At 73.0% G+C, this 12,391-nt stretch carries 13 protein-coding genes; 12 read left to right on the top strand and 1 reads right to left on the bottom strand.

The annotated features are described in order from the left end of the window. Nucleotides 1–3: 3 nt before the first annotated feature. From puhB to FV218_RS22905, 12 genes are all read left to right on the top strand, one after another. On the top strand, nt 4–681 hold the full coding sequence (gene puhB, locus FV218_RS19930; protein WP_147711243.1) for a photosynthetic complex putative assembly protein PuhB: 678 nt from the start codon (nt 4–6) through the stop codon (nt 679–681). An 11-nt stretch (nt 682–692) separates the two neighbouring features. After that, on the top strand, nt 693–1,157 hold the full coding sequence (gene puhC, locus FV218_RS19925) for a photosynthetic complex assembly protein PuhC (RefSeq protein ID WP_147711237.1): 465 nt from the start codon (nt 693–695) through the stop codon (nt 1,155–1,157). Then, nucleotides 1,154–1,456: a hypothetical protein gene (locus FV218_RS19920; RefSeq protein WP_056096674.1), complete on the top strand. Its 303-nt coding sequence runs from the start codon at nt 1,154–1,156 to the stop codon at nt 1,454–1,456. Before puhC ends, FV218_RS19920 begins: the two co-directional genes overlap by 4 nt. Nucleotides 1,457–1,479: 23 nt before the next feature. Next, on the top strand, nt 1,480–2,535 hold the full coding sequence (gene acsF, locus FV218_RS19915) for a magnesium-protoporphyrin IX monomethyl ester (oxidative) cyclase (RefSeq protein WP_281407884.1): 1,056 nt from the start codon (nt 1,480–1,482) through the stop codon (nt 2,533–2,535). 4 nt (nt 2,536–2,539) lie between these two features. After that, the gene (gene puhE, locus FV218_RS19910; RefSeq protein ID WP_147711233.1) at nt 2,540–3,412 is read left to right on the top strand and encodes a putative photosynthetic complex assembly protein PuhE; all 873 of its coding nucleotides are present in this window, start codon (nt 2,540–2,542) and stop codon (nt 3,410–3,412) included. A gap of 46 nt (nt 3,413–3,458) precedes the next feature. Continuing rightward, nucleotides 3,459–4,676, top strand: a complete 1,218-nt coding sequence (hemA, locus tag FV218_RS19905; protein ID WP_147711232.1) for a 5-aminolevulinate synthase — start codon at nt 3,459–3,461, stop codon at nt 4,674–4,676. Nucleotides 4,677–4,928: 252 nt separating this feature from the next. Further along, nucleotides 4,929–5,903, top strand: a complete 975-nt coding sequence (gene bchI, locus FV218_RS19900) for a magnesium chelatase ATPase subunit I (RefSeq protein WP_246685198.1) — start codon at nt 4,929–4,931, stop codon at nt 5,901–5,903. Then, nucleotides 5,900–7,597: a magnesium chelatase subunit D gene (locus FV218_RS19895; protein WP_246685197.1), complete on the top strand. Its 1,698-nt coding sequence runs from the start codon at nt 5,900–5,902 to the stop codon at nt 7,595–7,597. Before bchI ends, FV218_RS19895 begins: the two co-directional genes overlap by 4 nt. 10 nt (nt 7,598–7,607) lie before the next feature. Beyond that, the gene (gene bchO / locus FV218_RS19890; protein WP_147711229.1) at nt 7,608–8,504 is read left to right on the top strand and encodes an alpha/beta fold hydrolase BchO; all 897 of its coding nucleotides are present in this window, start codon (nt 7,608–7,610) and stop codon (nt 8,502–8,504) included. A 44-nt stretch (nt 8,505–8,548) separates the two neighbouring features. Then, complete coding sequence (locus FV218_RS19885; protein WP_147711228.1) at nt 8,549–10,075, top strand: phytoene desaturase; 1,527 nt, start codon at nt 8,549–8,551, stop codon at nt 10,073–10,075. Continuing rightward, nucleotides 10,056–11,201: a phytoene/squalene synthase family protein gene (locus tag FV218_RS19880; protein ID WP_147711227.1), complete on the top strand. Its 1,146-nt coding sequence runs from the start codon at nt 10,056–10,058 to the stop codon at nt 11,199–11,201. Before FV218_RS19885 ends, FV218_RS19880 begins: the two co-directional genes overlap by 20 nt. Further along, a complete protein-coding gene (locus tag FV218_RS22905; RefSeq protein ID WP_187273113.1) occupies nt 11,198–11,350 on the top strand; it encodes a hypothetical protein in 153 nt (50 codons plus the stop codon). Before FV218_RS19880 ends, FV218_RS22905 begins: the two co-directional genes overlap by 4 nt. Before the next feature lie 36 nt (nt 11,351–11,386). Here the strand turns inward: FV218_RS22905 and FV218_RS19875 are convergent, their stop codons facing one another. Continuing rightward, nucleotides 11,387–12,247: a carotenoid 1,2-hydratase gene (locus FV218_RS19875; protein WP_147711239.1), complete on the bottom strand. Its 861-nt coding sequence runs from the start codon at nt 12,245–12,247 to the stop codon at nt 11,387–11,389. Between the last annotated feature and the right edge of the window lie 144 nt (nt 12,248–12,391).

The raw sequence follows: 12,391 nt of genomic DNA, 5'->3' as shown, positions 1-12,391 counted from the left end.
CCTGTGACCCGAGCCCGCAAACCGCCCCACGGCGTCCCCGCCAACCGGTTCGACGCGCCGCCCGGCTTGCCGGCCCCCCTGCCCGCCGGCGAGCACATCCTCTGGCAGGGCCGCCCGGGCGGCCTCGCCATCGCGCTCCGCGCCCTCCACGTCCGCCTCGTCGGCCTGTGGTTCGCCGGACTGGCCCTCTGGGCGGCCGTGCCCCTCGCGGCCGAAGGCCGCCCCGTCGAGGCCGCCTTCGCCGCCGGGCCGACCCTCGCCATCGGCGCCGGCGCCGTCGGCCTGCTCTGCCTCCTCGGCTGGCTCTCGGCGCGCTCGACCACCTACACCATCACCAACCGCCGGGTGGTGATGCGGGTCGGCATCGCCCTGCCGATGACCCTGAACCTGCCCTTCGGCCTCGTCGACGGGGCCGGCTGCCGGCATTTCTCCGACGGCAGCGGCGACCTCGCCCTCGCGGTGAAGCCCGGGAACCGCGTCGCCTATCTCCACCTCTGGCCCCATGCCCGGCCCTGGCACGTGACGCGCCCCGAACCGATGATGCGCTCGGTGCCCGACGCGGCCTCCGTCGCGGCGATCCTCGCCCGCGCCCTCTCGGCCGCCCGCGAGGTCGACGAAGAGGCCGCAAACCCGGTGATCCGGCCCCGCGCGCGCGGTCCGCGCCTCGCCACCGCCAGCTGAAGGAGGGTCCCATGAGCGGACGCACGCTGAACGCCCCCTTCGGCAAGGAGACCTGGTTTCCCGTCGGCGCCGGCCTCCTCATCGCCTTCGCCCTCGGCACCGTCGGCCTCGCCCGGCACGAGGGCGTCGGCCTCACGCGGATGCCCCCGACCCAACCCGTCCGCACCCTGCGCCTCACCGCCGAGGACCGGCCGGACGGCGCGATCCTCCTGCGCGACGCGGCGCGGGGCACCCTCGTCGCCACCGTCGAGCCGGGCCAGGACAACTTCATGCGCGCCACCCTGCGGGGCTTCGGCCAAGCCCGCCTACGAGCCGGCCTCGGCCGGGAGGCGCCGTTCCGCCTCACCCATTTCGACGACGGCAGCCTGCAGCTCGACGACGAGCTCACCGGCCGCGCGGTCAATCTCGGTGCCTTCGGCCCCTCGAACTTCGTCGCATTCGCGCGACTCCTGCCTGAGCCCGGAGCCGCCCGATGATCGCCTGGCTGAACGGCCGCACCACCGTCGAGGTGCCCTGCACCGTGGAGATCGAGCAGACGCCCGAGAGCCTCCACGCCCACGTCACCCTCGACGCCGATTTCGACATCGAGCCCGGCGACGAGGTCCTGGTCCACGATTCCCCCGTGAGCGTCCCATACGGCGAGCGGCTCATGGTGCGCCGCACCGCCACGGTGATCCGGGCCGGGCGCCTGGAGCGGCTCTGGACCAAGCTCGCCGGCCACCTCGAACTCACTGAACTCTACGAAGTCAGCTTTTCCGAGAGGAGGCGCCTGTGACCGTCTCGATCCAGCATCAGACCGTGAAGCCCAAACTCCCGATGAACGAGGGCACCAAGGCCGCGCACGAGACCACCTTCCTGTCGCCGCGCTTCTACACCACCGATTTCGCGGAGCTCGACCGCACCGACGTCGAGCCCGTGCGCCAGGACTGGGACAAGCTCATCGCCGAGCTGCGCGACGACCCGAACAAGCGCCACTTCACCCGCAATTCCGATTTCGACGCCGACATGTCCGGCCTCGACCCGGAGCTGCGCAAGGAGTTCATGGACTTTCTGGTCTCGTCCATCACCGCCGAATTCTCGGGCTGCGTGCTCTACGCCGAGATGCGAAAGCGCGCCAAAAACCCCGACATCCGCGAGCTGTTCGGCTTCATGAGCCGCGACGAGGCCCGCCATGCCGGGTTCATCAACGACGTGCTGAAGGATTTCGGCATCGGCGTGGACTTAGGCTTTCTGACGAAGTCGAAGAAGTACACCTTCTTCCGGCCGAAGTTCATCTTCTACGCCACCTACCTCTCGGAGAAGATCGGCTACGCCCGCTACATCACCATCTTTCGCGAGCTTGAGCGCCATCCGGAGCGGCGCTTCCACCCGATCTTCAAATGGTTCGAGAAGTGGTGCAACGACGAGTTCCGCCACGGCGAGGCCTTCGCCCTGCTCATGCGCGCCAACCCGAAGCTCACCTCGGGCCTGAACCGCTACTGGATCAAGTTCTTCCTGCTCGCCGTGTTCGCGACCATGTATGTCCGCGACCATTGCCGACCGGCCTTCCACAAGGCCCTCGGCGTCGATCCGACCGACTACGACTTCAAGGTCTTCCGCATCACCTCGGAGATCTCGAAGCAGACCTTCCCGCTGACCCTCGACCTTGAGAACCCGAAATTCAAGCGGGCCCTCGACCGGCTGCTCGCCTGCTCCAACGGCATCGCCGACGCCAAGGCGCAGGGCGGCCTCCTGGGTAAGCTCAAGCACGGCGCCTGGATCGCGGCCTCGGCGGTGAACTTCGCCCGGCTCTACGCGCTGCCGACCCTCGACAACCCGATGCCCACCGAAATCCGCCTCGAGCCGGTCTGGTAGGGCGATGGCCGCCCACGCCGTCCCCGCCCTCTACGCGGTGGTGATCTGGTGGTTCTCCACCGGGCTCATCATCCTGCTCGATCACCGCCCGCGTGCCACCCATCCCTGGAGCATGGCGGGCGGCACCCTGGTGCTGGCCGGGGCCCTGTGGGCCATCGGCGCCAGCGCCGCGGACACCAGCGAGGCGGGGGCCTACACCGCCTTCACCGGCGCGCTCCTGGTCTGGGGCTGGCAGGAGATGAGCTACTACATGGGCTTCGTCTCCGGGCCGCGCACGCAGGCGTGTCCGCCGGGCGCCCGGGGCTTCGCCCGCTTCCGGGCGGCGCTCGCCACCAGCCTGTGGCACGAGGCGGCCATCATCGCCGGCGGCTTGGCGATCCTCTGGCTGACCTGGGGCGGCCCCAACCGCTTCGCCCTGTGGACCTACCTCATCCTGGCCGCCATGAACCTCTCGGCCCGGCTCAACATGTTCCTCGGCGTGCGCAACCTCAACGCCGAGTTCCTGCCGGCACACCTCGCCTACCTCGCCGGCTTCCTGCGCAACCGGGCGATGAACCCGCTGTTCCCCGTCTCCGTCGTCCTGGCCGGCCTCGGCACCGTGTGGCTGGCCGGGGCCGCCCTCGGGGAGGGACTCGACGCCCACGAACGCGTCGGCTTCACCATCGTCACCACCCTGATGGCGCTGGCCACCTTGGAGCACGGCTTCCTCATGCTGCCCCTGCCCTCGGCCGCCCTGTGGGCCTGGAGCCTGCCGGGGAAGGCGACCGACGCGCTCGCTTCACCCTCCCGCGGAGCGGGTGGGGCCGAGTATGGCGCGACCGCCCCGGCACCGCCCCTGCCCGCAAGGGGGCGGGAGGCGCGCGAAACCGTAGGCTGAACGTCACGATCGCAAAGACCACCATAAAAACGGGAAGGGGACAGGCATGAATTACGAAGACTTCTTCGCCGCCGAGCTCAACGGCCTCCACCGCGAGGGCCGCTACCGGGTGTTCACAGACCTGGAGCGCCACAACGGCCGCTTCCCCCACGCCACCCATCACAGCCCCGGCGGCACCCGCCCGGTGACCGTGTGGTGTTCCAACGACTATCTCGGCATGGGTCAGCACCCGGCGGTGCTCGGCGCCATGCACGAGGCCCTCGACCGCTGCGGCGCCGGGGCCGGCGGCACCCGCAACATTTCCGGCACCAACCACTACCACGTGCTGCTGGAGCAGGAGCTGGCCGACCTCCACGGCAAGGAGGCCGCGCTCCTGTTCACCTCCGGCTACGTCTCGAACTGGGCGGCGCTCGGCACCCTCGCGGGCAAGCTGCCGAACTGCGCCGTGTTCTCGGACGCGGAGAACCACGCCTCGATGATCGAGGGCATCAAGGCGAGCCGGGCCGAGCGCCACATCTTCCGCCACAACGATCCGGAGGACCTCGACCGCAAGCTGCGCCTCGTCGATCCGTCGCGCCCGAAGCTCGTGGCCTTCGAATCGGTCTACTCCATGGACGGCGACATCGCCCCCATCGCGGAGATCTGCGACGTCGCCGAGGCGCACGGCGCGCTCACCTACCTCGACGAGGTCCACGCGGTCGGCCTCTACGGACGGCGCGGCGGCGGCATCTCCGAGCGCGACGGCCTCGCCCACCGCCTCGATGTCATCGAGGGGACGCTCGGCAAGGCGTTCGCGGTGCATGGTGGCTACATCACCGCCTCGGCCAAGCTCTGCGACTTCGTCCGCAGCTTCGCCTCGGGCTTCATCTTCACGACCTCGCTGCCCCCCGCCGTGGCGGCGGGCGCGGCCGCCAGCATCCGCCACCTCAAGGCCAGCGGCACCGAGCGGGCGCGGCACCAGGAGCGGGTCGCCGCCGTCCGCGCGCGCCTGGATGCGGCCGGCATCCCGTACCTGCCCAACGACAGCCACATCGTGCCGGTCATGGTCTGCGACCCCGTGCTGTGCAAGGCGATCAGCGACACCCTGCTCGACGAGTTCGGCATCTACGTCCAGCCGATCAACTACCCCACGGTCCCGCGCGGCACCGAGCGCCTGCGCATCACCCCGTCGCCGCTCCACACGGATGCCGACATCGGCCATCTGGTGGACGCGCTCAGCGCCATCTGGGGTCGGATGGGCGTCGAGCGCGCGGCGGCGGAGTAGGGTCTCCGCCCTCGCGGGGAGGAGGCGCACGACGCGTCGAGACAAAGGGGCAGCCCTATGATCGTCAACGGATCGACCCACGCGATGTCCCGTGAACCGGCCTCCGTCTCGCCCCTCAACGCGAAGCCCGGCGCCATTCGGACGGAAGGACGCCCCCCGCGGCCGAAGCCGAACGGCGCAGCCCACGCGGCCGCGACTCCGCGCGCGGCGGCCCCGACCTTCCCGTTCTCGGCCATCGTCGGCCAGGACGAGATGCGCCAGGCGCTGCTCATCGCGGCCGTGGACCCGTCCGTCGGCGGCGTCCTCGTCTTCGGCGATCGCGGCACGGGCAAGTCCACGGCGATCCGGGGCCTCGCCGCCCTGCTGCCGCCCATGCGGGCGGTGGTCGGCTGCCCCTATGCCTGCGATCCCGCCCGGCCGGGCGATCTCTGCCACCGCTGCCGCGACCACGCCGGCGGCCTCGAGGCTCACAGCGTCCCGGTGCCGGTGGTGGACCTGCCCCTCGGCGCCACCGAGGACCGGGTGGTCGGCGCCCTCGACCTCGAACGGGCGCTCGCCCACGGGCAGAAGGCGTTCGAGCCGGGGCTGCTGGCCCGGGCCAACCGTGGCTTCCTCTACATCGACGAGGTCAACCTCCTCGACGATCACCTCGTCGACCTCCTCCTCGATGTGGCGGCGTCGGGCGTGAACACCGTCGAGCGCGAGGGCCTCAGCATCCGTCATCCCGCCCGCTTCGTGCTGGTGGGCAGCGGCAACCCGGAGGAGGGCGAGTTGCGGCCCCAGCTCCTCGATCGCTTCGGCCTCGCCGTCGAGGTGACGACGCCGATGGATCTCCCCACCCGCATCGACGTGGTGCGCCGGCGCGACGCCTACGAGCGCGACCCTGAGGCGTTCTGCGCCGCCTACGCCGAGGCCGACGCCACGATCCGCCAGACCCTCAACCGCGCCCGCGCGTACCTGCCCTCGCTCACCGTGCCGGACGCCACCCTGGAGGCGGCCGCGCGCCTGTGCCTCGCCCTCGGCACCGACGGCCTGCGCGGCGAACTCACCCTCATGCGCACGGCCCGGGCGCTCGCCGCCCTCGAGGCCGCCGACACCGTCGGCATCGACCACCTCGCCCGCATCGCACCCGCGTCCCTGCGCCATCGCCTGCGCCGCAACCCGCTCGACGAATCCGGCTCCACCGCGCGGGTGGCGCGGGCCGTGGCGGAGGTGTTCGCCGCGTGACCACCTGGGCCGACGCGGTGCTGGTGGCGCGCCTCGCGGCGGCCGATCCGCACGGGATCGGCGGTGTGGTGGTGCGCGCCGGGGCGGGGCCGGTGCGTGACGCCTGGCTCGCAATCCTGCAGAACACCCTGCCGGCTTGGCGGCCGATCCGGCGGATGCCGGGCAGCATCACCGATGCGCGCCTGCTCGGCGGCCTCGACCTGCCCGCCACCCTCGCGGCGGGACGTCCCGTCGCCGAGACCGGGCTGTTGGCCGAGACCGATGGCGGGCTGCTCGTGGTGCCCATGGCTGAGCGCCTGTCGCCCGGCCTCGCGGCCCGCCTCGCCGCCGTCCTCGACGACGGCACCGTGCGGGTGGAGCGCGACGGCGTCGGCCAATGCCGCCCGGCCCGCCTCGGGGTGATCCTCCTCGACGAGGGCCAGGGCGAGGACGAGCGCGTACCCGACGCCCTCGCCGACCGCCTCGCCTTCCACGTCGACCTCACGGACATCCCCTGGCGCGACGCGGTCCCGCCGGAGGAACCGCCCCCCGTCGCGGAGACCGGCCCGCCGGGCGAGGACGCCCTCGCCGCCCTGTGCCAGGCCGCCGACGCGCTCGGCGTGGTCTCGCTCCGCGGGCCGCTCCTGGCCGCCCGGGTCGCGCGGCTGCTGGCCCGTCTCGGGGGGCGCGATGCTCCGGGCGAGGGCGACACCGTCCTGGCCGCCCGCCTCGTCCTCGGCCCGCGGGCGACGCGGATGCCCGCGCAAGCCCCCGAAGAAGAGACGCCCGAGCCGGAGACGGAGTCGGCCCCCGAACCGGACTCCAGTGCCGGACAGGACGCGCGGAATCCCGCCCCCCTCGACGAGCGCATGGTCGAGGCCGCGCGCAGCGCCCTGCCACCCGGCCTCCTCGCCAGGCTCCTCGCGGCCGGGGCCCGCCCGCGCCTGCCCCGCGCCGGCAAGGCGGGCGTCGCCGCCGCCGCGCGCCACGCCGGACGGCCCCTGAGCGCGCGCGCCGGCGATCCGCGCCACGGGCGCCTCGCCCTCGTCGAGACCCTGCGCGCCGCCGCCCCCTGGCAGCGCCTGCGCCAGAGGGAGGGCGAGCCCCGGCGCATCCGGATCCGGCCGGAGGACCTGCGCATCGCCCGCTTCGTCCAGCGCACGCAGACCACGACGATCTTCGCCGTCGACGCCTCGGGCTCGGCCGCCCTGGAGCGCCTCGCCGAGGCCAAGGGCGCCGTCGAGCTGCTGCTCGCCGAGGCCTACACCCGCCGCGACCGCGTCGCCGTCCTGGCATTTCGCGGGACGCGCGCCGACCTCATCCTGCCGCCCACCCGCGCACTGGCCCGGGCCCGGCGCGGACTCAACGCCCTTCCGGGCGGCGGGGGCACGCCGCTGGCCGCCGGCCTCGACGCGGCGGCGGAGCTCGCCCGCACCGTGCACCGGGGCGGGGGCACGCCGGTGGTGGTGGTGCTCACCGACGGGCGCGCCAACGTCGCCCGCTCGGGCGTCGCCGGCCGGGCGCAGGCGGGGGCGGATGCGCTCTGCGCCGCCACGGCCTTACGCACGGGTGGCATCCGCACCATCCTCATCGACACCGCCGCCCGGCCGCAGGACACCGCCCGCCGCCTCGCCGAGGCCATGGGCGCGCGCTACCTCCCCTTGCCCTACGCCGATGCGGGGGCGATGAGCGCCGCCATCCGGGCGGCCACCTGAGGGAGCGACCATGCCCGCGCCGAGCGACCGACCCGCCTTCGAGCGTGAAGGCGCGGACTGGCCCCACCGCGACGCCAGCCGCTTCGTCGAAGCCTCCGGCCTGACCTGGCACGTCCAGACCTTCGGGAACCGGGACGCCCCCGCGCTCCTGCTCCTGCACGGCACCGGCGCGGCGACCCATTCCTGGCGCGGCCTCGCGCCCCTGCTGGCGCAGGATTTCTTCGTGGTGGCGCCGGATCTGCCCGGCCACGGCTTCACCGATCCGCTGCCATCGAACCGCCTGTCCCTGCCCGGCATGGCGGCGGCGGTCGGCGATCTCCTCTCCACCCTCGAACTGGCGCCGGAGGTGGTGGTCGGCCACTCGGCCGGGGCCGCGCTCCTCGTCCGGCTCTGCCTCGACGGCCTCGCCCCCCGCCACCTCGTCGCCCTCAACGGGGCGTTGACGCCGTTTCCCGGCCTCGCATCCGTGTTGTTCCCGAGTCTCGCCCGGATGCTGTTCCTCAATTCGGTGACGCCGCGAATCTTCGCCTGGACCGCCGACCGCCCGGCGGTGGAGCGCCTCATCCGTGGCACCGGCTCGCGCCTCGACGCCCAGGGACTCGACCTCTACCGGCGCCTGTTCCGCTGCCCCGGCCACGTCGCCGGGGCGCTCGGCATGATGGCGAACTGGGATCTGGCGGCCCTGTACCGCGCCATCTCCCGGCTCACCGTGCCGACGACCCTGGTGGTGGGCGGCGCCGACCGGGCGATCTCGCCCGACACCGCCTTCGCCCTGCAAAAGCGCCTGCCCCACGCGCGGGTCGAATTGCTGCGCAACCTCGGCCACCTCGCCCACGAGGAGGCGCCGGAGGCCGTCGCCGGGATCATCCGCCAGCTCAGTCCGGCCCGCGCCGCGGCAGAGGCCTAAAACAGCGCTTGCGCCCCCCCGCGGACGCGGATTAGTGTCATTTTATGTTGACACTCGCCGACATGCCGACCCCCGTGACGAGCCCCGATCCGCGCCCGCACGCGGTGGTGATCGGCTCCGGCTTCGGCGGTCTGGCGGCGGCGATCCGCCTCGGCGCCCGGGGCTACCGCGTGACGGTGCTGGAGCGCCTGGAGCAGCCCGGCGGCCGCGCCCGCGTCCACCGCCAGGACGGCTTCACCTTCGACGCCGGCCCCACCATCGTCACGGCACCGTTCCTGTTCGAGGAGCTGTGGCGCCTGTGCGGCCGGCGCATGGACGCGGATGTGACCCTCGCCCCCATGCGGCCGTTCTACCGCATCCGCTTCGACGACGGCGCCACCTTCGACTACGGCGGCGACGTCGCCGCCATGCGGGCCGAGGTGGCGAAGTTCTCGCCCCAGGATGTCGCCGGCTACGAGGCCTTCATGGCCCGCTCCGAGGCGATCTGCCGGGTCGGATTCGAGGAACTCGGCCACGTGGCGTTCTCATCGGTCACCGACATGCTGCGGATCATGCCGAGCCTGCTGCGGCTCGGTGGACACCGTTCGGTCTACGACCTCGTGGCGAGCTACATCCGCAACGAGCGCCTGCGGACGATCTTCTCCTTCCACCCGCTCCTCATCGGCGGCAGCCCGTTCCGGGCGAGCGCGATCTACTGCCTCATCGCCCACCTGGAACGGCGCTGGGGCGTCCACTTCGCCATGGGCGGCACCGGCCGCCTCGTCGACGGCCTGTGCAACCTCATCCGGGGGCAGGGCGGAACGCTGCGCTACGGCGCCGACGTCGCCCGGATTGCCGTAACCGGCGGCAAGGCCACGGGGGTCACCCTGGCGGACGGCGAAACGATTCCGGCCGCCATCGTCGTGTCGAACGCCGATTCGGCCTTCACCTACGGGACTTTGCTCGGCGGTACCGCCAAGCGCTGGAATACCCGGCGGCTCAGGCGCGCCCATTCCTCCATGGGTCTGTTCGTCTGGTACTTCGGTACGCGCAAGAAATTTCCGGATGTCGCCCACCACACCATCCTGATGGGTCCGCGCTATCGCGGCCTCATCGACGACATCTTCACGAAGAAGCGTCTGGCGCAGGATTTCAGCCTCTACCTGCACCGGCCCACGGCCACCGACCCGCTGCTAGCCCCGCCCGGATGCGACGCGTTCTACGTGCTGTCGCCGGTGCCGAACCTCGACGGCGGCCAGGACTGGGCGGCGCTGGCCGAGCCCTACCGGCAGGCCATCGCCCGGCATCTGGAGGCCACCGTGATGCCGGGACTCTCGGATTCCCTCGTCACGTCGAAAGTGACGACCCCGGCCGACTTCGCCAGCGATTTTCTGAGTTTTCGTGGGTCGGGCTTCGGCCTCGAACCGGTGCTGACGCAATCGGCGTGGTTCCGGCCGCACAACGCGTCCGAGAACGTGCGCAACCTCTTCCTCGTCGGGGCCGGCACCCATCCGGGTGCCGGGCTGCCCGGCGTCCTGTCGTCTGCCCGAGTCCTCGATTCCGTGGTGCCGGATGCGCGCGTCTTCGCCTGAGGCCGTCAGGCCGTCCTTCTGGGCCGTACCGGACCCCGACCGACCGCCCCTGTGGGCGACGCCCCACGCCGACGCGGCCGACCGGGCCGCTTGCCGGACCGCGATCCGGGCGGGCTCGCGCAGCTTCTTTGCCGCCTCCGCCCTCCTGCCGGCCCATGTCCGGCGCCCGGCCTACGGGCTCTACGCCTTCTGCCGCCTGTCCGACGACGCCGTCGACGACGTGGCGCCTGCGGCCCGGAATGCGGCCGTGGCGCGCCTGTCCGCGCGCCTGTCCCGCGCCTATGACGGACGCCCCGCCGACGCCCCCGCCGACCGGGCGCTGGCCGACCTCGTCGTCGCCCACGCCATCCCGCAGGCCCTGCCGATGGCGCTCATCGAGGGGCTGGCCTGGGACGGAGAGGGCCGGCGCTACGCGACGCTCTCCGAGCTCACCGCCTACGCGGCCAGGGTCGCTGCCAGCGTCGGCGCGATGATGACCCTGATCATGGGGTCACGCGACCCCGCCACCCTCGCCCGGGCCTGCGACCTCGGAGTCGCCATGCAGTTCACCAACATCGCCCGCGATGTCGGCGAGGATGCCCGCGCCGGCCGGCTCTACCTGCCCGTCGACTGGCTGAGACAAGCCGGGATCGACCCGGATGCGTTCCTGGCCGACCCGCGCCCGAGCCCGGCCCTGGCGGGGGTCGTCGCCCGGCTGCTCGCGGCGGCGGACCTCCTCTACGCCCGCTCGGAGGCGGGCCTCTCCGGCCTGCCGCGGACCTGCCGCCCGGCGATCCGCGCGGCCCGGCTCATCTACGCCGAAATCGGCCGCGAACTGGAGCGCCGGGGCCTCGATCCCGTGAGCGCCCGCGCCCGCGTCGACGGGCGGCGGAAAGCGGTGCTTCTGGCCCGCGCCACCCTGGCGCCGTCCTTCGCGCGCCCGACGGAACGCGACGCGCCGCCCCTGGCCGAGGTCGCGTTCCTCGTGGAAGCCGTGGCCGCCGAGCCGGTCCCGGCCGGGCCGGCCTGGTGGGACGTGCCCGGCCAGATCGCCCGCGTCCTCGACCTCGTCGAGACCCTGCGCGAGCGCGAGTCGTTTTCGGGGTCCGGCTTCGCCCCCGAGGGCGCCCCGCACGCGGTCACGTGAGCGATTCGCTCTTCGCCGCCCTCGACATCTGCCTCGTCTTCGCCGTGGCCCTCGGGTTGGCGATCTGGCAGCTGGTGGCACTCAAGCGCGGCATCCGCCGCGACCGCGAGGCGGCGTCCCGCGCGGAAGCCGAGGCCGGCGATTCGTGAGCCAGCCCCCTGCGTCGCTAGGTGTCGACGCCCGCGTCACCCGAGCGGGCGCGGCATCCGGAACGGCAGCATCCAGCGCACCAGGGGGTTCCTGAACCGGTCCAGCGACAGGCTCTCGTGGACCGGGCGCACGGCCTGCCCGCACAGCCGCGTCTCCAGCAGGGAGCGGGCATAGAACGGCGTGTCCTCGAAGGTCCGCGCAACCCGGGCCGCGCCGTCGTCGCTGCGGGTCGCGCGCGGGATGCGCCACAGGCGGGTCGGCGGCAGGGCGGCGGGGCGGGGCGGGTCCATGTCGCGGGGCGCCCCCGTGCCGTCGAAGCGCAGGGACAGGTTCTGGACGGTGCCATCGCGCCGCCGCACGTCGTAGAGGATCGCGGCTCCGTCCGTGAGGTCGGCCCGGCACCAGGTCCAGTCCGAAAAGGCGTCCTCCAGGGGCGTGTCTCCGTGGTTGGTGTCGAAATAGGCCGTGCCGGTCCAGGAAAGCGCCGGCTCGGTGAGCGCGACCTCCACGGGCGAGGACGGCGCCATCGGCCACCAGCGGTGCTGGCCCCCGGCGTCGAGGGTGAACGGGCCGGGGGTGAGGCCCGTGGGGCGCACCCGCACGGTGCCGCGCACCCGCGAGGGGATCGGTGCCGTCACCTCGTCGAGGGTGATGGTGAGGGTGGTGCCGTCCCAGGCGAGATCGCTCGGGCCGATGGCGAGGTGCGTCGCGTCCCGCGACACGGCGCGGCGCCCGCGCTCGGTCATGCAGAACCGGTTCGACCGCTCCCCGTAGAGGACGACGTTGACGGCGCAGTGCCGGAACGGGTCGCGGCTCGGGTCCCAGGCGTAGTAGGGCGAGAACACGGAGCCGATGAAGGCGATGATGGTCAGCCCCTGGCGGCCGTCGGCGCTCAGGGCATCGACGTACCACCAGACATAGCCGCCACGGCCGACGGGCGTGTCGAAGCGCGGGCGGTGGCGCGGTCCGCCAGCAGGCTGTCCGCCGCGAGCCGCCCCGACTGGGCCGCCATCGGCACCCCCGGCCCCGGATGCACGCTC

Source organism: Methylobacterium sp. WL69, assembly GCF_008039485.1.
GTDB lineage: Bacteria > Pseudomonadota > Alphaproteobacteria > Rhizobiales > Beijerinckiaceae > Methylobacterium.
The sequence above is the reverse complement of the archived record's forward strand: the minus strand, read 5'-3'. Positions and strand labels throughout refer to the sequence as shown.